The following is a 19,828-nucleotide window of genomic DNA, read 5'->3' as shown; positions in this document are numbered from 1 at the left end:
TTCGCTCACCCTTTTCTGAATTCCTGTATCATTTTTTGTATTTCCGGGTCATCCTTGGCAGTTTTTTGATTGCTTCCTGACTGTTTCTTAGAATCTTCCTCCCCGGTTTTTTTCTCTTTGTCACCCTGTCTGGATTTATGTTCCTTCATCCAGGACGGCTGGCGTTCGCCCTGACGTTCTTTAAAGTTATGCTTGGAATTCGCCTGCTGATTTTCCTTTTTCCTTTGATTTCGATAATCCATGATCGACTGATAAGCATCAAGTGCAGACCTTATCCCTTTGGATTCCCAATCCTTGGCAATCTTCATGGTATAGGGGTAATTGAGGTCTCCCTGCTTTTGCTGATACACATATTCCAGCAATATATTGAGAACACCGTTTGGCAATGAAGTGACCGCTATCAGATCCGTGACCAGTTTTAAATCTCCATCACTCGGATTAAAATTTCTGATGTCATTCAACCGGTCGAGCGGGGAAATGTTCTCCAGATTTTTGATATAGGAATCCGACGGGCTTCCTTTGTCTTCCGATGAAACATCATTATTCAGCTTCGGCAGTTTGTTGTTATTCTCATTCTGATAATATCTTCTCGCTTCATATTTCAGCTGCTCTTTATCTATACCGGCATACTGGGTTGTGGAGGATAATAATATCTGCTTAATATCATAGGCATTCAGATCGAACAGCGCACTCAACTTCACGATCAGCATGCGTATTTCCTTATTAAAAAAAGCTTTGTCAATTTTAGTTCCTTTCAGATGGGTAAAGAGTACATCAAAGTCAAAATCATCCAGATCCATATTTGGGCCGCTCGAGTAGCTTTCTTTTTGAAACGTTTCCTGCGGCAGCGTAAACCCTCCTGTACTACCGGTTGTGAAAACTTCTGTAAACTTTCGGGTCACTTCCGCAACGTTCCCCGGCATTTTGGGGTAAACCAGCTTTTCTTTCTTTTTTCTGAATGCATCCGGTCCGATTTGGTTGTAAAGGTACAGACTCATCATCGGATCCTTGAAAAATGATTCTGCAGTCAGAGGCAGCAGAATTTCATAGACGAATAGATCATCATGCGCTTCATTGGATACATACGACCGGATCAATCCTACTGCTTCCAGTTTTTCAAGCTCTGTTGAAAAGTCGGACAGCGGTTTTCCGAATTCATCCATAATTTCCCTGTGAAATCTTACAGCAAGCGGCTCATAATGAGTGGAGGACTCATTGAAATAAATATATATCATCGAGGCCTCCGCCTGGATTAATGGCAGATACAACTCATTTAGAACATCCAGATGCGTCTGACTCATTTTAAACGGCTTATATATGATAAATTCGGTATTTGGTTTTAGCCTTTCATTAAAGTTCATCTTCATCACTGCCTTTGGTCAAGTGCTTCAAAGTATCCATGAGCTGATCGATATCCTTGAATTCTTTATAGACCGAGGCAAACCTGACATATGCCACCTGATCAAGTGTCATCAATTCGTTCATGACACATTCCCCGATTTCATTCGAAGAAACTTCCGGTTTGTTTAAATTTCTCAGAGAAGCTTCCACATTAGCAGCTCTTTTCTCCAATTCGTCATATGGGATGGGTCTTTTTTCACATGCTCTTAAAAGGCCGTCCATTATTTTATCCCTGCTGAAGGCTTCTCTTGTCCCGTCTTTTTTTACTACAACAAGCGGCGAAAGCTCCATTCTTTCAAATGTAGTAAACCTGAATCCGCAATTCTCACATTCTCTGCGTCTTCTGATGGCTTCATACTCCTCAGTATGCCTTGAGTCAATCACTTTGGAACTGGGATGCTGACATGTCGGACATTTCATCAAATCACCTCATTCTTACGGGATACTGATACTTCATTATAGTACAACATGGACAAAAAAAGAAGAAACCGAAGTTTCTTCCTTGGCATGAATTTATCATGTACTGCTCACCAGTGTTTTTGAAAGCAGCGTCTTAGCCAGGTCTACAACTCTGGCAGAGTAACCCCATTCATTGTCGTACCAGGCAAGCACTTTGACTTTATTATCGTCCATGACCATTGTCAGTGAACTGTCAATGATGGAACTTCTGCTGTCTGTATTGAAATCACTGGATACAAGCGGATCCCCTGTAACACCCAGAATGCCTTTCAAACCGCCCTCAGCATACTTTTCAAAAGTCGCATTCACTTCTTCTTTCGTCACATCCTTTTCAAGATCAACCACAAGATCTACGAGGGAAACATTGGAAACAGGTACACGTAAGGCCAGGCCGTGTAATTTACCCTGTAATTCCGGAATTACTTCCCCCAGTGCTTTTGCAGCGCCTGTAGATGTGGGAATGATATTTTCCGCACTCGATCTTGCTCTTCTGAGATCCTTATGCGGATTATCAATGTTCTTCTGATCATTAGTATAAGCATGGACAGTTGTCATCAGACCATTTTCGATACCAAACTCGTCATGGAGCACTTTGGCTACCGGGGCCAGACAGTTTGTTGTACATGAGGCATTGGAAAAGACATCATACCTCTCGATATCAATTTCCTGATCGTTGACACCGAGTACAATCGTTTGAACATCTCCACCTTTGGGCGGGGCTGTGAGCAGCACTTTTTTGGCACCCGCTTTGACATGCCCCTGTGCTTTATCACCATGATTGAAAACACCAGTAGCTTCAAGCACAAGGTCAATGCCGAGTTCTTTCCATGGAAGTTTTTCCGGATCCCTTTCATTGGTAATGAGAATTTCCCTGCCGTCGATCACCAGTTTATCACCTTCCGGCTCCACACGTTTCTTCCATGTTCCATGAGTTGTGTCATAGTTTAGGAGGTGAGCAAGGGTTTCTGCGGGGTAACTCGCATTGATTGCTGCAAGTTCCAATTCTTCCGACTCCACAGCTATACGGAACACCATTCTGCCAATTCTGCCTAAACCGTTAATCGCAACTTTATTCATGACAATCGCCCCTTTATGCTATACTTATTTTTAATTAGTATAACACAATTATTATGAGATTAAAGTATATTTTGTTAAATATGTCACTTTTCAAGTCTGCTTAAAAACGCATCGATCTGGTTGTATAATTCCTCCCTGGAACCATTATTATCAAGGGTTACATCGCTTAAATCCCTTTTTTTAGATAAAGGCATCTGACTGCTGATTCGGGATTCAGCGTCAGACTCCGTCAATTCATTGCGTTCAATCAACCGTTTTTTCTGAATGACCTTATCTGCATATACTGTCAGTGTAATATCGCACTGACTATCAAGGCCATTCTCAAACAACAGGGGGATATCCAGAAAAACATGACCTTTTTCAATCAGCCTGTCCCGTTCCTCATTCATCATCCGCCTGATTTTCGGATGCACCAGATCATTCAGTTCCTGTCTCTTTTCTTTGTCATTAAAAATAATGGATCCCAGCTTTTTACGGTCGATTTCCCCGTCTTCGTCGAGTATGTCCTTCCCAAAGGCCTTTATGATGCCATCAAAAGATGGGCCGCCTTTAGCTGTTGCTTTTCTGGAAAAGTGGTCGGCGTCAAGTACCGGATAACCTTTCTCCCTGATATATGCTGATGCTGTAGATTTCCCGCTTGCTATACCGCCTGTCAATCCAATGATGCTGTACATATTTTCACCTCTGGCATGTTGTGCAATAAAATGTATTCCTCGTCGCTATAACTTTCGTCCTCACTTCACTGCCGCATTGTCCGCACTTTTTCTTTTGATAAATACTAAATCCGTTCTGCATATTACCGCTCTGACCGGAAACGCCCCTGTAATCTGAAATCGTTGATCCGCCTTTGGATAATGAAAGCTCAAATACATTGATGATTTCCTGATGCAGTCCAGCAAGTCTCTTTGCCGAGATATTGGCGCACTTTCTGGTTGGCAGAATCCCTGCTGCATAAAGGGCTTCAGAAGCGTATATGTTCCCTACACCTGGTATTACCGTGCTATCCATAATCACTGCTTTGATCATCTTATTAGAATTTTTTTGATCCTTGACTCTATCCAAAAAATAAGCAGCGCTTCCTTCATCTGTATATTCAGGCGCCATGCGTGAGAATGGAAGAAAATCATTCAGTCTGCCAGCCAGACTCATTTCCCCGAAGCGTCTGATATCACAATACGCCATTAAAGTCGAATCATCCAAATGGAAAACCACCTGCCAGTGTTTCCTAAAGTTCACATTATCTATGTCATCCATGTTGTCCACAGCAAAAATCGCTCCTGACATCCCCAGGTGAGCCACCAGATGAAAGATGTCATTATTTTTCTCCAGGACGAAATAGATATACTTCCCGCGCCTGCCGACCTTTATGATTGAAGCACCGGTAACCCATTCTTTAAATGTTTCAATATCTTGTTTTATAATTGTTTTTCTGCCTGTTCGATGTCCATTGTTAACGAACTCCGACAGGTCTGTGCCTTCGATTGTTCTGCCTTGTACTCTTGGAGCAAGCTCGCGTTTCACGAGTTCAACTTCTGGTAATTCAGGCATTTCATCACCTACTTCACTTCGTACCAGTTATTCCCGTACCCATATTCAACTTCCAATGGTACTGAGAGTTCAATGGCCTCTTCCATTATTGATTTTATAACCGGGATGAAATTCTCCACCTGACTTTTTGGAATGTCAAAAATCAGTTCGTCATGAATCTGAAGCAGCAGCTCCGCATCAAATTTCCCGGCTTCAGTAGATTTATCATAATTGACCATAGCCAGTTTAATGATATCAGCAGCACTGCCTTGTATAGGGGAATTCATCGCCGTCCGTTCAGCAAAGCTTCTTGCATTGAAGTTTCTGCTGTGTATATCCGGGATATAGCGTCTCCGGTTCATCATCGTCTTAACATATCCATCCCTTTTGGCATCCTGGACAATCGTCTTCATGAAACTCTGAACTTCAGCGAATGAAGTCAAATAATTATCGATGAACGTTTTAGCTTCTTTCCTTGTGATGCCAAGGTTCTGACTTAAACCATAGTCACTGATTCCATAAACGATACCAAAGTTTACAGCTTTCGCATTCCTTCTCATCTCGGCAGTCACATCATTTTTGTTCACTCCGAAAACTTCCATAGCTGTTTTTGTATGAATATCGGTGTTGGATGTGAATGATTCTATCATCGTTTCATCCTGAGTGATGTGGGCAAGCACACGCAGCTCAATCTGGGAATAATCAAGAGCAAGAAGGACATGCGCATCATCTTTCGGAACGAATGCTTTGCGTATTCTGCGTCCTTCTTCGATCCGTATCGGTATGTTCTGGAGGTTCGGTTCCACACTCGACAATCTCCCCGTCTGTGCAAGCGTTTGATTGAATCTTGTGTGTATCCTGGAATCTTTCTTTATTTCCTCCTGCAGACCGATGACATATGTCGACTGAAGTTTTGAAAGGGTCCTGTAATCCAGCAGATATTGAATAATCTCATGTTTATCGTGCAATTTTTCAAGAACATCTACTGCTGTAGAATAACCCGTTTTTGTCTTTTTGATAACCGGCAGTTCCAATTTTTCAAACAGAATATGACCCAATTGCTTCGGTGAATTGACATTAAACGATTCTCCGGCTAATTCATGAATGCGCGATTCCATTGCGTCAACCCTGTCCTGTATCTCAATTTCCATTTCTTTCAAACTTTCAGGTTTGACCGTTATCCCCCTGATTTCCATCTCCGCAAGGATCTTCGTCAATGGAATTTCAAGATCCATCCACAGATCATACATTTCGTCTTCAGTGAGTGATGCCTCCATTCTATCCTTGATGAGATGGACAGCCATCACTTTGTCTGCCAGGAATTCAACTCTTTCTTCATGTGCAGGCACCTTTGCATTCTTGCCTTTGCCGTAGTGAAAATCATCACTGTCAATCGAAATGCCAAACTGTCCGACCGTTTCAGCCACATCCAGAACTTTTCTTGACGGGTTGAGCAGGAAACTGGCAAGCATCATGTCTGTATTAAACCCTTTGAATTCTATATCCATTTGTCTGAGCAGGCCGATATGTCTTTTAATATCATAGACATTGATACGCTTTCTTGAGTTTATAAATGTTTCCAGTTCCTTAGTGTCAATATTTTCTGTTGATTCCACATAAGTCTTTTCACCGTCTGTGACAGCAAAATATTCGGGCGGATTAAAAAGATAATTTTCTGCCCTGACTTCCAGATGCATGGTGACAGCTTCAGACAACTCATTAAAACCGTCAGCTCGTATGTCATTAAATTCACTCTTATCTTCTGCTCCGGATGCTGCCATATCTTCAAGCAGCGAGTCGAATTCCAGCTCTTTAAACAGCTCATATTTTTCTTTTTCATTATCATTTGAAAACTGCAATTCACCGAGACCAAAATCAAATGGTACTTCCCTGTAAATTGTGGCGAGCTGTTTGCTCATCATTGCATCGTCTTTATGATTTTCCAGATTATCCTTTAATTTTTTACCACTTATGCTGCCTATATTCCCGACCACATCTTCCACAGTCCCATGTTCTTTTAGAAGTTTCAACGCAGTCTTTTCACCAACTCCCGGCACGCCGGGGATATTATCTGAAGCATCCCCCATCAGTCCTTTCAAATCAATAATCTGGAGTGGTTTCAGACCATAAATTTCATCCACATATTCTGGCGTATAGACATCAATATCCGAAATGCCTTTTTTAGTATAGTAGATTTTCGTTTTATCACTGGCGAGCTGTGTAAGGTCTCTGTCCCCGGTAATGATGATTGTTTTAAAATCATTCGCATCCGCCAGTCTGCTGAACGTCCCGATGATATCATCCGCTTCATATTCTTCAATTTCATAACGTTTGATGCCATAGGCATCGATCAGACGGCGGATGGGTGCAAGCTGTTCCCCAAGTTCAGGGGGCATCTTCTGCCTGCCCCCTTTATATGCTTCATACTGTTTATGCCTGAAAGTCGATTTGCCTGCATCGAAAGCAACAAGAAAATGAGTCGGTTCCTCATCTTCAATGAGTTTCTCAAGCAGTCTCGCATAGCCAAAAATAGCATTGGTATGGAGGCCGCTCTGATTGCTCAGCAGCGGCAGTCCGTAGAAAGCCCTGAACGCTACACTGTTGCCGTCTATCAGAATTAATTTTTTCATGGAATGCGCCCTCTTTCTTCAATATTCCGGTCACTCAATTATATTCTACTATAAATGCCAAGTACATTTCAGCAATTCATTAATCATAGAAAAAGACACAGCCTGATGCTGTGTCTTTAAATTTTATTGTGGATAATTGATTGGGGAATCCGGTCCAAGCGGAAGACCCAAAAGCGTCCATACAATCAGCATCAATGCCCAGAATATGAAGAAACAGATGGAGTAAGGAAGCATGACTGAAATCAGCGTTCCAATTCCAATATTTTTATCATATTTCTGTGCAAATGCAATAATGATTGCGAAATACGTCATGAGCGGTGTAATGATGTTAGTACTGGAATCCGCAACACGATAAGCCATCGTAGTCATTTCTGGAGAATAGCCGAGCTGCATCAATATCGGTACGAAGATCGGAGCCATCATTGCCCATTTTGCACTCGCACTGCCGATGAAAAGGTTGATGACTGCGGTAACAAGCATAAACCCGATAATTAACGGTATGCCTGTCAGGTTCAAAGTATCAAGCAGCTCTGCACCATAAACACCGATGACAATCCCGAGATTGGATTCTGTAAAATATGCCACAAACTGACCCGCCGTAAATGCCAAAACGATGAACATTCCCATCGAAGCCATGGTATCACTCATTTGGGATGCGACATCTTTATCATTTTTAATGTTTCTCGTCACAATGCCGTAGACGAGTCCGGGTATAAAGAACAGTATCGCAATGACAGGTACCAGCGAATCCATGAATGGCGATTGGATAATGGTATCCATATAGTTGCCCAAATCATCAGATCCGCGCATCGGGGAATTCGGCAGTACGACCAGCAGGGCGGCCAGAATCAGGCCAACTGCAACTGAAACACCTGCCCAGATCATTCCTTTTTTCTCAATAGGTTTAAGTTTCTGGATACCTTCGGCATCTGCTGTGACATCTTCATCCGCGTCACTTGGATTATATGACCCAAGACGCGGCTCAACAATCTTATCTGATACAAACCAGCCGACTAAAGTCAGCAGGAAAACACTGACGACGATAAAGTACCAGTTCAAAGCAACATTTATCGTATCCGCATATGCCGGATCGAGCACAGCTGCTGCTTCTGTTGTCAATTCGGCAAGCATGGCATCGGTTCCACTTAAGAGCAGATTGGCTGAAAACCCTGCAGAAACTCCGGCAAAGGCCGCTGCCAGACCGGCCAGCGGATGCCTGCCCAGTGCCATATAGAGCAATGCCCCAAGTGGCGGCAGTACGACATAGCCGGCATCTGATGCGACAGAAGACATAATACCTGCAAATACGAGACCGGCTGTAATCAGACTTTTGGGGATAGACAGTACGAACCCCTTAAGAGCAGCACCGATCAATCCGGATCTTTCTGCTACTCCGATACCGAGCATAGTAACAAGTACAACACCAAGCGGTGCAAAGTTGATGAAGTTATCTGTCATACTTTCAAATATGTAACTGATTCCGTCAGAGTTGAGAAGATTTGTGACTGTAACTGTTTCATTATCTTCACCAGGATGTTCCACAGATACACCGGATAATGAGAATAGGGCAGATGCTGCTAAAGTCAGCCCTGCTAAAATCGCAAACAGTGTGACCGGATGCGGCAGTTTATTGCCAAGCCATTCCACAAAATCCAGAAACTTCTGAAACAGCCCCTTTTGTTTTTTATCTTGTTCCATTTCGATTCTTTCCTCCTGTAATCAAAAAAATGAAAAAGCCATTTGAAATGACTTTTTCAAGTATAATACCGATTCACCCAATTTTCAAATTATATTTAAGAAGTAACTGAAGTGTTTTAATATTTTATTTAAGCATTTTCATGACATTAACCACAGAGTCCCTGGATTTATCAAGGTCAGCCTTTTCATCCGTCGTTAAATCAAGTTCAATGATTTCCTCAATGCCATTTGCCCCCAGCACTGCCGGTACACCGAGGTAAAGGTCATGATAACCGTATTCGCCCTCCAAGAACGCAATGGACGGCAACACACGCTTCTGATCTTTTATGACAGCTTCAGCCATCTGTATAAGTGCAGAGGCAGGTGCATAATAAGCAGAACCATCGCCAAGAAGGTTGACAATTTCTGCGCCGCCTTTACGTGTGCGTTCGACAATCGCATCAATCTTTTCCTGTTCAAGGAGACGCGTCAGCGGCACACCGCCAACACTGGAATATCGAATCAGCGGGACCATATCATCCCCATGTCCCCCGAGGACAAATCCCTTAACATCTTTAATCGAATAACCAAGCGCTTCTGCAACAAAAGTTCTGAACCTTGCAGTATCAAGCACACCGGATTGTCCGAGGACCCTGTGCTTTTTAAACCCGGATTCTTTGTACACCGTATAAGTCATCGCATCAACGGGGTTGGTCAATACAATGATTGTGCATTCTGGTGAATACTTGACGATTTCCCGGGTAACTGAAGCCATCACCTTCTGGTTCGTCTTAATCAGGTCATCACGGGTCATGCCGGGTTTTCTTGCAATCCCTGCAGTGATAATGACAATATCAGAGTCCTTCGTATCCCCATAATCACTGGTGCCGATGATATTGACGTCAGTGTTCAGCACTGGGGCGGCTTCAAGCATATCAAGCGCCTTGCCCTGCGTCGCTTTTTCTGATTGGGGGATATCCACAAGTACTATATCGCCGAGTTCTTTAGCCGCAGCGATAAAAGCTGTCGTGGCACCGGTAGCACCGGCGCCGATGACAGAAATTTTCTTTCTGGACATAATGACACTTCCTCTTTAAAAAGTGGGTTACATATTGCTGATCAACGCCTGGCCAAATTCAGAACACTTAACTTCTGTAGCGCCTTCCATCTGTCTTGCAAAATCATAAGTGACCACTTTCGACGCAATTGTCTTTTCCATTGCTTTTGTTATCGCATCTGCAGCTTCCTGCCACCCGAGGTGTTCAAGCAGCAGCACACCCGAGAGTATCATTGAAGAAGGATTTACTTTATCCTGTCCGGCATATTTTGGTGCCGTACCATGAGTGGCTTCAAAAATCGCATGTCCAGTTTCATAGTTGATGTTTGCACCTGGAGCGATACCGATACCGCCGACTTGTGCAGCCAGTGCATCTGAGATATAGTCACCGTTCAGATTCATGGTTGCTACTACGCCGAACTCTTTCGGACGCATAAGAATCTGCTGCAGGAAGATATCCGCAATTGAATCTTTAATGATGATTCTGCCGGCATTTTCAGCTTCAGACTGGGCTTTATTTGCTGCCTCTTTGCCCTCTGCTTCTACAATCTCGTCATATTCTCTCCAAGTAAAGACTTTATCTCCGTATTCTCTCTCAGCAAGGTCATATCCCCAGGCCTTGAAGCTGCCTTCTGTAAATTTCATGATATTCCCCTTATGGACAAGCGTCACTGAAGGGCGGTTATTATCAATCGCATAGTTGATGGCTGAACGTACCAGACGCTCTGTCCCTTCTTTTGACACAGGTTTAACGCCAATGCCGGATGTTTCAGGGAAACGGATATTTTGGGAGCCCATCTCATTTTGGATGAAATCAATCACTTTTCTGACATCATCAGTACCTTCCTGGAATTCAATACCAGCATAGATATCTTCTGTATTCTCGCGGAAGATGACCATGTCCGTATCTTCTGGGTGTTTGACCGGGGAAGGAACGCCTTCAAAGTATCTTACCGGACGCAGGCAGGCAAATAGGTCCAGTTCCTGTCTGAGTGCAACGTTAAGCGAACGGATGCCGCCGCCGATTGGTGTCGTCAACGGCCCTTTGATCGCAAGCAGATATTCATCGATTGTATCAAGTGTTTCCTGCGGCAGCCATTCTCCCGTCTGATCGTACGCCTTCTGACCCGCAAGCACTTCTTTCCACTCGATTTTCTTCTCACCGTTGTACGCTTTTTCTACTGCAGCATCGAGCACTCTGCTGGCGGACTTCCAAATATCAGGACCGGTGCCGTCTCCTTCAATAAATGGGATGACCGGGTTATCAGGCACATCCAGTCTGCCGTTGTCTGTTGTAATTTTTTTGCTTGCCATTGTTAGATTACCTCCAAAGATTTTTATTGTTTATCTATTTTCAATTGAAACATATTTCTGATCTGACTTGCCAACATATTCTGCTCTTGGACGGATGAGACGATTGTCAGCATACTGTTCAAGGATATGTGCTGTCCATCCGGACATACGGCTCATTGTAAATATCGGCGTGAACAGATCGTGGTCGATACCAAGGGAATGGTATACAGAAGCACTGAAGAAATCCACGTTCGGCAGCAGACCTTTTTCTCTTTCTACAACTTCAGCAATTTTGGCTGATTTTGCATAAAGTTCCGGTTCGCCCCTCTGCTCTGTCAGCTTCTGTGACATCTCTCTCAGATACTTCGCACGCGGGTCGCCCTCTTTATAAACGCGGTGTCCCATTCCCATGATCTTCTCTTTGTTGTCAAATTTTTCTTTAAGGTAATCTTCTACATCATCTACAGAATCAATTTCTGAGAGCATTGCCATCACACGCTCGTTGGCACCGCCATGGAGCGGCCCTTTAAGCGCGCCGATTGCTGCTGTCACACCAGCATACATATCCGCCAGTGTGGCAACACATACGCGGGCCGTAAACGTAGAAGCATTCAATTCATGGTCCGCGTGGAGTATAAGCGCCTTATTCATCGCTTCCACTTCAGTTTCATTCGGTTCCTCACCGTTGAGCATATAAAGGAAATTTGCAGCATAGCTGTATTCTCTGGCAGCCTCAACAATCTTTTTCCCTTTTCTGATCCTGGCGAATGCAGCAACAAGTGAAGCAATCTGTGCCTGGATCTTAATCGCTTTCTCCTTGTTCGCTTCCTCACTCATTTCTTCTGTCAGCGGATCGAAGTGCGCTGAATAGGAAACAGCCGTTCTGATTGCAGTCATTGGATGCAGATCATCTTTCGAGTATGCTTCAAAATGACTATGAAGTTTAGGATCCAGTGTCATATAATTGAAAAGTTTTTCATTGAACTCATCTAATTCCGCTCTGTTCGGAAGTCTGTCGTTCCACAGAAGGAAAACAACTTCTTCAAATTGCGCATTTTCTGCAAGGTCGTCAATTTCGTAACCAGAATAAGTCAGCTGTGAGCCAACGATTGAACTTATCCTTGATTCAAGCGCTACAACACCTTCTAAACCTTTGTTCTCAGACATAACAATTCTCCTTTATAATCATTCAAGTATAGCCGTGTGGCCTCAAAACCATTATATCAAATTCAGCAACTTTGTGAACATTTGAAGGTTTGAACCTTTTTGTGAATGATATTACAATATTTCTTTGAAATCGCTTATTTACGGGGAAAACACATATATCTGGATGACCAGATTTTTAATAAGCCTCTTTTTTATTCACTTATGTGTCCCTATAACTTTTACTTAATCATTTGAGATATTCCTCTGTTACAGAGTGTCTCAAATTACATATTTTTAGGTTTTTCAATTAATTCAATATCGCCGATACGGCTGTATTCAATATTTGAAATCAAATTTATCTCTTCACCCTGGGTTTCTACTGTCAGAGTCAGTGCTCCTCCGGTATATTGGTATTCATCATTAAAATTAAGAGTAATAAGACCATTCACGTTTTCTGCTTCATCCAAAAGATCACTGGTTTCCTCATTAAGAAAAGCTTCAGCCTCATCGAGGGCCTCCACAGGATATTCAATTTCATAGCCATCTTCGGTCTGTGCTGCACTCCCTGATTCGAATGTTTCCAGATGACTGAGTACGTCACTGTAGGTGTTGCCGCTGATATCCATCGTTCCATCCTGTTGTTCTACATCATTATTCTGATACACAAAATGATCTTCCCCGATCAGGTAATGCGTCAGCACATCCTCACCGTCATCCACTTCGATTTTCATTTCATCCTGCTCACTCTGCGTAGTGATGGTTCTGACCACATTCTGTGTATCACCGGATCTAATTGTAAATGTCTGTCTTGCCTCATAGCTTGTTGTATCTCCCCAGGCAGACACCGTTTCATTTATGATATCGGATGTTTCAACAGCGGATTCCTCATCCGAAGAGTCCGCCGACTGATCTTCAGATGTGCTTTCTTCGTTTGTGGGTTCACCATCAGATTCAGATTCTTCCGTTGATTCTTCTGTGGTGTCATTTCCATTGCTGCACGCAGCAAGAAAGAAAGCCATCATTATAAGTAAAAATATTTTCTTCATTTCAGCCACCTCGTTTTCATTATACCGGCAGAGCCCGTTGCAGACAACAATAAAAGCGTGCAAAAATCCCCGGAAGACACCAATGCCGTCCGGGGGATCCAGTATTCAAAACCCTGTCTACAGTACGTTGGCATGTCCGCTGAATACACTGTTTTGTTCAGAATCAACTGTGACTACCATGCCGTCTTCCAATACATCCAGTGCATCGGCTGCTCCGACGATTGTCGGCAGATTCAGATTTAATCCGATAATCGCACCGTGTGAAGTCAGTCCGCCTTCAACGGTAACAAGCCCGGCTGCCTGCTCAAGATACTCTGTCATCTCCTTCTCCACCGACTGTGTAACCACAATCTTGTCTTCGACACCTTTATCATTTATATCCTGCACGGATTTTACAACTACCGCTTCACCGACTGCACTCTTCCTGCCGATACCCTGAGCATTTACAAGCACATCGCCGACAATATGCAGTTTCATCAGGTTGGTTGTTCCCGCTTGACCTGCAGGGACCCCTGCTGTAATTATCAATAGATCGCCATATGTGGCCACGCCTTCATCAAGCGCTGCTGATACGGAAGTATTCAATAGTTCATCGGTATCTCTTCTGCCTTCTTTGACTACCGGATGCACGCCCCAGACCAGCTGAAGCTGACGGGCTACATCGTGGTGGGGTGTAACTGCCATAATGTCCGCCTGCGGACGATATTTGGAAATCATCCGTCCTGTATGGCCGGATTCTGTCGCCGCCACAATAGCTTTGCACTGTAGATTTAATGCGGTGTGGGCAACAGACACACCGATTGCAGTTACTAAATTAGTCTGTAGCGACTTCGTTCTTTCCGACAGCAGTCTTTTATAATTCTGTGCTTCCTCTGCTGATACAGCAATGTTTGACATCGTTTCAACTGATTCCAGCGGGTAATCCCCTGCCGCCGTTTCACCTGAGAGCATCACGGCATCTGTACCGTCATAAATGGCATTGGCGACATCGCTTGCTTCAGCTCTTGTGCATCTCGGATTATACTGCATGGAATCCAGCATCTGAGTCGCGGTTATTACCGGCTTGCCCATGATATTACATTTTCTGATCAGTTCTTTCTGTACCATCGGCACTCCCTCAGGCGGTATTTCCACACCCATATCTCCGCGGGCAACCATCAGACCGTCGGATATTTCAAGTATTTCCTCAATATTATCGATGCCTTCCTGGTTCTCAATTTTGGGGATGATTTTAATATAATCTGCCGATTCTGTTTCCAGCAGTTCCCTGATTTCGAGGACATCATTATTCGTACGGATGAAGCTTGCAGCGATAAAGTCTATCCCCTGACCGATACCGAATATGATATCCTGTTTATCCTTTTCAGTGATGCCGGGAAGCTTCACTGATACCCCCGGCACATTCACTCCTTTTTTATCTTTTAATATACCTTCATTCAGCACTCTGCAATGGATTTCATTTCGATCTTTATGAATGCTTTCAATCTTCAGTTCTAAGAGTCCGTCATCAAGCAAAATACGGTCCGAGGTGTTCACATCATCTATCAGCCCCGGATAAGTGACTGAGAATTTGTTCCGGGTGCCGGTAACTTCATCCATCGACACAACGATCTCCTGTCCTCTTTCCAGGTTTATCTCTCCATTTTCCATGGCATGCGTGCGTATTTCAGGGCCCTTTGTATCCAACAGTATGGCAACCGTTTTTCCGAGCCTGTCTGCTGCCGCCCTGATATTTTCAATTCTTGCGCGATGTTCCTCGTGATCGCCATGTGAAAAATTCAATCTGGCCACATTCATCCCTGCCTCAATCAATCTCTCCAACATATCAGGACTTTCAGAAGCCGGGCCGATGGTAGCTACAATTTTTGTTTTACGCATTGATTAATTCCTCCTATATTGACAGCTCCTGGGAGAGCCTGAATAAATCTTCATCAATCTTGTGGTGTTCTTCAAATACTTCATCAAAGCTTGTCTTGGTTAATTGGTTACTTTCTATGCCGACTGCATGCCCGCTGATATTATGCAATAAAAGGTCTACGGCGAGTGCGCCGAGCCTGGAAGCAAGCACCCTGTCATTACCCGAAGGTTTGCCGCCGCGCTGCATATGACCGAGGACGCTTTCCCGCGTATCCACATTGATATATTTCCGCAGTTCCGCCCCGCACTCTGCAGCCGTCATTACACCTTCGGCTACAATGATGACAGAGTGTTTCTTACCTCTGTTCATCCCTGTTTCAATACGTTCCGCCACTTTCTTTATATCAGACGAAGATTCCGGTATTAAAATCGTTTCCGCACCGCCTGCAACACCTGCCCATAGCGCGAGGTCCCCGGCGTCACGTCCCATCACTTCAATAATGAAAGTCCTCTCATGACTCGTTGCGGTATCCCTGATCCTGTCAACAGCATCAATGACTGTATTCAGGGCGGTATCAAAACCAATCGTAAAATCAGTACCATTAATATCATTATCTATCGTGCCGGGGACACCGATTGTGTTGATGCCCTCTTCGTTCAGCCGTTGCGCACCTCTGAAGGAGCCATCACCGCCAATGACCACCAAGGAGTCAATCCCTCGTTTTTTCAGGTTTTCCATCGCCTCGCCACGCACTTTCGGTTCGATGAATTCCGGACATCTTGCCGAATACAGTTTTGTGCCGCCGCGTTGAATGATATCGCCGACATCTCCGAGCTCCAGCTTTTTGATATTATCATTTACAAGGCCCTGGTAGCCCTGGAAGACGCCGTAAACCTCAACATCTTCATAAATACCCTTCCGAACGACAGCCCTTATGGCCGCATTCATGCCTGGTGCATCTCCGCCGCTCGTCAGTACTGCGATTTTCTTCATGAGGTAACCTCCATAAATAGATTCTCTTGATTTTAAAATAGCATATCAGTGCAGCCATAGCCAAGATTTGCTTCTTTAAGATCATTTAAAACATAAGAAGAACAGTCCGATCTATGACTGTTCTTCATAAACACCAATATTCATGTATTTCTCATATCGGTTTTCGACCAATTCATCAGGATTGAGTTTCTGCAGCGCCCGAAGGTTACTTTCAATATATTTATTCAATGTCTCAAAAACCCTTTCCTTATCATTGTGCGCCCCGCCTTGGGGCTCATCGATGACATCATCCGCTATACCCAGGGATTTCAAGTCCTGGGCAGTAATCTTCAAAGATTCAGCTGCAATTTCCTTCAAAGATGCATCTTTGAATAAAATGCTCGCAGCCCCTTCCGGTGAAATGACAGAATACGTGGCATTTTCAAGCATCAGGAGTCTGTTGCAGACCCCGAGCCCCAGTGCACCGCCTGAGCCGCCTTCGCCGATTACAACACTGATTACCGGGACTTCAAGCCCGGCCATCTCAACAAGATTCCTGGCAATGGACTCACTTATACCACGTTCCTCTGCTGCTTTGCCCGGATAAGCACCTTTAGTATCTATAAAACAGATGACGGGACGTTTGAATTTATCCGCCTGTTTCATTAACCTGAGGGCTTTGCGATACCCATCCGGATGCCCCATGCCGAAATTCCGTTTAATATTATCTTTTGTATCTTTACCGCGCTGGTGCCCGATGACAGTAACCGCTTCACCTTTGTAAGTTGCAATTCCGCCGATGATTGCTTCATCATTCGAATGAACCCTGTCGCCAAAAAACTCTATGAAGTCATCGAACAACGCCTCCACGTATTCAAGTGCAGTTGGCCGTTTGACATATCTAGCGATTTCTATGCGCTGCCAAGGGGTCAAATTATTGTATATCTCATCTTTTTTGTCGTTTACCTTTTCTTCTAAGAAACTAATTTCTTTAGTCAGATCAAGTTTGTTTTTGGCTGCATATTTCTCCAGTTCACCAATCTTTTCTTCCAGTTCATTTATCGGCTTTTCAAATTCAAACGCCATCATTACACCTCACTATGCATGCTGAGAATTTTCCCCAGCAGTTCTTTCATATCCTTGCGGTTAACAACGCGGTCAAGCTGACCATGTTTAAGTAAAAATTCTGCTGTCTGAAAGTCATCCGGCAGCTTTTCTTTAATCGTTTCTTCAATGACTCGTCTGCCTGCAAATCCAATCATTGCGCCTGATTCTGCAAGGTTGATATCTCCGACCGAAGCAAAGCTGGCCGAAACACCGCCGGTTGTCGGGTTCGTCATATAGGCAATGTATAATAATCCGGCATTGCTGTGTCTTTTAACAGCAACACTGACTTTCGCCATCTGCATTAAAGAAATGATCCCTTCCTGCATCCTGGCACCACCGCTTGCTGTAAATACAATGACAGGCAGTCTATTGTCAGTGGCATGATTGAAAGCCCGCGCCAGTTTTTCACCGACTGCAGCGCCCATAGACCCCATTCTGAACCTGGAATCCATGATTGCCACAACTGATTTTGTCCCGTCAATTGTGCCTTCAGCCACAACAACCGCTTCATTCAGCTGGGTTTTCTCCTTATCATTTTCGAGCTTGGTTTTATAATTCGGAAATTCGAGCGGATTTGCAGATGTCACTTCTTCAAACATCGGTGTGACAGAACCCTCATCCATCAGTGCCTCCATACGATCCCAGCTCGTGATGGGAAGATGATGGTCGCAGTTTGTACATACATTCAGCTGTTTGTATAGTTCCTTGGAGTAAAGTATCTTCTTGCAACTGGGACATTTCGTCATAATCGACTGACTTTTTTCAAATGTACCATCATTTGCATCTGTCTCATTTACTTTTTTGTTCAGCTTGGAAAACAAGTCTTTTAACATAATGAAACCCCTTGCTTATAATTACGATTTGAATGCCCGTGAATATTTGTCGAGCAATGCGTGAATTTTTCTGAGTATTTGATTATCGTCTTCCGCAACTGGCAGGTCTTCATCTCCATGCTTAAACTTCACATGGTTTTCAATCATTTCCTTAATCTCCAGTATTTCATCTTCCTGTCTCTTCGTTCGGATCAGGTATTTGCCGATTAGTTGGAATAGTTGATGATTATCGATATCAGCGAGGAAAGTGCCTTCCCCTCTTCTGACATAGATAATTCCTAATAATTCAAGTGCACGGAGTGCTTCCCGTACACTTTGACGACTGACATTCAGTTTGTCTTTTAAATATCTTTCGCTGGGCAGTTTTTCTCCAACTTGAATATTCTCTGCTTCTATCAGGTGATGAATCTCTTCAACAATATATTCCAAACCCGTTCTCTCTACCATATTTCACCCGCTATTATTGCGTTAGTTTCAACGTGTTTTGGTAAACTTCCTCAGGGTCAATCTTAATGCGGCTGACGCCGCTTTCCATCGCAGCTTTGGCGACAGCTTTGGCGACCTGAGGGGCGACTTCCCTGTTAAATGGATCCGGGATGACATATTCAGCTCTCAGCTCATCCTCCGAAATCAGTTCAGCGATGGCAAGGACTGCAGCTTTTTTCATCTCATTATTGATATGTGTCGCTCTGACATCAAGCGCGCCTCTGAAAATGCCGGGAAAAGCAAGGACATTATTTATCTGATTGGGAAAGTCACTTCTGCCTGTACCGATAACACTGGCACCTGCAGATTTTGCTGACTCAGGCATGATTTCCGGCGTCGGGTTCGCCATCGCAAATATGATTGGCTTATCAGCCATCGATTCAACCATCGATTCATTCAATGCCCCTTCTACTGATACACCGATAAAGACATCAGCATCATGAATGACATCTTCGAGTCCGCCTTTAATGTGGTTCTGGTTCGTATATTCGCTGACTCTTTCTTTGATCGGGTTCATGCCTTCCTCTCTGCCTTCGTATATTGCGCCCCTTGAATCACACATTATCATTTCCTTGACTCCGAAACTGTAAAGCAGTCTGACGATAGCAACACCGGCAGCACCGGCTCCGTTCAGTACAACTCTGATCTGGTTCAATGAACGGCCCGTCAATTTCAATGCATTCATGAGTCCGCTTAACGTAACTATTGCGGTACCGTGCTGATCATCGTGGAACACTGGGATATCAGTTTCACGAATCAGTTTCTCTTCAATCTCAAAACACCGCGGCGCAGAGATATCTTCAAGATTAATGCCACCAAACACCGGTGTCATCAACTTGACAGATCTCACAAACTCATCTATATCGTTAGTATCAAGTGCAATTGGAAATGAATCTACACCTGCAAAATTTTTAAACAGCGCACTTTTTCCTTCCATAACAGGCAGACTGGCTTTAGCCCCGATGTTACCGAGGCCCAGGACAGCTGAACCATCAGTGACAACACCGACCGTCCTGCTTTTACCTGTGTAATCGAAAACAGTGCGCTCGTCTTCATATATTTCTTTACAAGGCTCAGCAACCCCTGGTGAATACGCCAGGCTCAAAGCCTCTTTATCCTTAATTTCCACTTTGGAATTCACTGAAAGTTTACCCTGATTCTGTCTGTGCATGTGCAGTGCATCATCTCTTAGCGACACTCTGATCTCCCTTTCTGAAAGTGGTCATACCACTAATTATATTAACATTATCATATTTCCG

Annotated in this window: 17 protein-coding genes; all 17 read right to left on the bottom strand. The window is 43.9% G+C overall.

The genetic code is table 11. The annotated features are described in order from the left end of the window. Positions 1-5: 5 nt before the first annotated feature. Entirely contained in the window at positions 6-1,361 is a 1,356-nt protein-coding gene (locus G343_RS0107650; RefSeq protein ID WP_020007542.1) for a replication initiation and membrane attachment family protein, read from the bottom strand. After that, positions 1,351-1,821, bottom strand: a complete 471-nt coding sequence (gene nrdR / locus G343_RS0107645) for a transcriptional regulator NrdR (protein WP_020007541.1) — start codon at positions 1,819-1,821, stop codon at positions 1,351-1,353. Before nrdR ends, G343_RS0107650 begins: the two co-directional genes overlap by 11 nt. Before the next feature lie 96 nt (positions 1,822-1,917). Then, positions 1,918-2,937, bottom strand: coding sequence for a glyceraldehyde-3-phosphate dehydrogenase (locus G343_RS0107640; RefSeq protein ID WP_020007540.1), 1,020 nt, complete (start codon positions 2,935-2,937; stop codon positions 1,918-1,920). 83 nt (positions 2,938-3,020) lie between these two features. Continuing rightward, positions 3,021-3,611, bottom strand: a complete 591-nt coding sequence (coaE, locus tag G343_RS0107635) for a dephospho-CoA kinase (protein ID WP_020007539.1) — start codon at positions 3,609-3,611, stop codon at positions 3,021-3,023. A 4-nt stretch (positions 3,612-3,615) separates the two neighbouring features. Beyond that, a complete protein-coding gene (gene mutM, locus G343_RS0107630; protein WP_020007538.1) occupies positions 3,616-4,485 on the bottom strand; it encodes a bifunctional DNA-formamidopyrimidine glycosylase/DNA-(apurinic or apyrimidinic site) lyase in 870 nt (289 codons plus the stop codon). Between the two features lie 8 nt (positions 4,486-4,493). Then, positions 4,494-7,094 (bottom strand): DNA polymerase I, encoded by a 2,601-nt coding sequence (polA, locus tag G343_RS0107625; protein WP_020007537.1) that lies wholly within the window; start codon positions 7,092-7,094, stop codon positions 4,494-4,496. A 123-nt stretch (positions 7,095-7,217) separates the two neighbouring features. Further along, positions 7,218-8,792, bottom strand: a complete 1,575-nt coding sequence (locus tag G343_RS0107620; protein ID WP_020007536.1) for an AbgT family transporter — start codon at positions 8,790-8,792, stop codon at positions 7,218-7,220. Between the two features lie 124 nt (positions 8,793-8,916). Beyond that, positions 8,917-9,849 (bottom strand): malate dehydrogenase, encoded by a 933-nt coding sequence (mdh, locus tag G343_RS0107615; RefSeq protein WP_020007535.1) that lies wholly within the window; start codon positions 9,847-9,849, stop codon positions 8,917-8,919. A gap of 27 nt (positions 9,850-9,876) precedes the next feature. Then, a complete protein-coding gene (gene icd / locus G343_RS0107610) occupies positions 9,877-11,142 on the bottom strand; it encodes an NADP-dependent isocitrate dehydrogenase (RefSeq protein ID WP_020007534.1) in 1,266 nt (421 codons plus the stop codon). Between the two features lie 30 nt (positions 11,143-11,172). Next, the gene (locus G343_RS0107605; RefSeq protein WP_020007533.1) at positions 11,173-12,288 is read right to left on the bottom strand and encodes a citrate synthase; all 1,116 of its coding nucleotides are present in this window, start codon (positions 12,286-12,288) and stop codon (positions 11,173-11,175) included. A gap of 263 nt (positions 12,289-12,551) precedes the next feature. Beyond that, positions 12,552-13,313: a membrane lipoprotein lipid attachment site-containing protein gene (locus G343_RS0107600; protein ID WP_020007532.1), complete on the bottom strand. Its 762-nt coding sequence runs from the start codon at positions 13,311-13,313 to the stop codon at positions 12,552-12,554. Positions 13,314-13,430: 117 nt separating this feature from the next. Then, positions 13,431-15,191 carry a pyruvate kinase gene (pyk, locus tag G343_RS0107595; RefSeq protein WP_020007531.1) on the bottom strand — a complete coding sequence of 587 codons (1,761 nt, stop codon included), beginning with the start codon at positions 15,189-15,191 and terminating at the stop codon, positions 13,431-13,433. 13 nt (positions 15,192-15,204) lie between these two features. Further along, on the bottom strand, positions 15,205-16,164 hold the full coding sequence (pfkA, locus tag G343_RS0107590; protein WP_020007530.1) for a 6-phosphofructokinase: 960 nt from the start codon (positions 16,162-16,164) through the stop codon (positions 15,205-15,207). Between the two features lie 111 nt (positions 16,165-16,275). Further along, positions 16,276-17,229, bottom strand: a complete 954-nt coding sequence (locus G343_RS0107585) for an acetyl-CoA carboxylase carboxyltransferase subunit alpha (RefSeq protein ID WP_020007529.1) — start codon at positions 17,227-17,229, stop codon at positions 16,276-16,278. A 2-nt stretch (positions 17,230-17,231) separates the two neighbouring features. Further along, positions 17,232-18,083: an acetyl-CoA carboxylase, carboxyltransferase subunit beta gene (gene accD / locus G343_RS0107580; protein WP_020007528.1), complete on the bottom strand. Its 852-nt coding sequence runs from the start codon at positions 18,081-18,083 to the stop codon at positions 17,232-17,234. A gap of 21 nt (positions 18,084-18,104) precedes the next feature. Further along, positions 18,105-18,530, bottom strand: a complete 426-nt coding sequence (locus G343_RS0107575; RefSeq protein WP_020007527.1) for a FadR/GntR family transcriptional regulator — start codon at positions 18,528-18,530, stop codon at positions 18,105-18,107. 13 nt (positions 18,531-18,543) lie between these two features. Further along, positions 18,544-19,767, bottom strand: a complete 1,224-nt coding sequence (gene ystJ / locus G343_RS0107570; RefSeq protein WP_020007526.1) for an NADP-dependent malic enzyme — start codon at positions 19,765-19,767, stop codon at positions 18,544-18,546. Between the last annotated feature and the right edge of the window lie 61 nt (positions 19,768-19,828).

Source organism: Salinicoccus albus DSM 19776 (assembly GCF_000385175.1).
Lineage (GTDB): Bacteria > Bacillota > Bacilli > Staphylococcales > Salinicoccaceae > Salinicoccus > Salinicoccus albus.
This window is presented reverse-complemented; position numbering and strand designations above follow the sequence as displayed.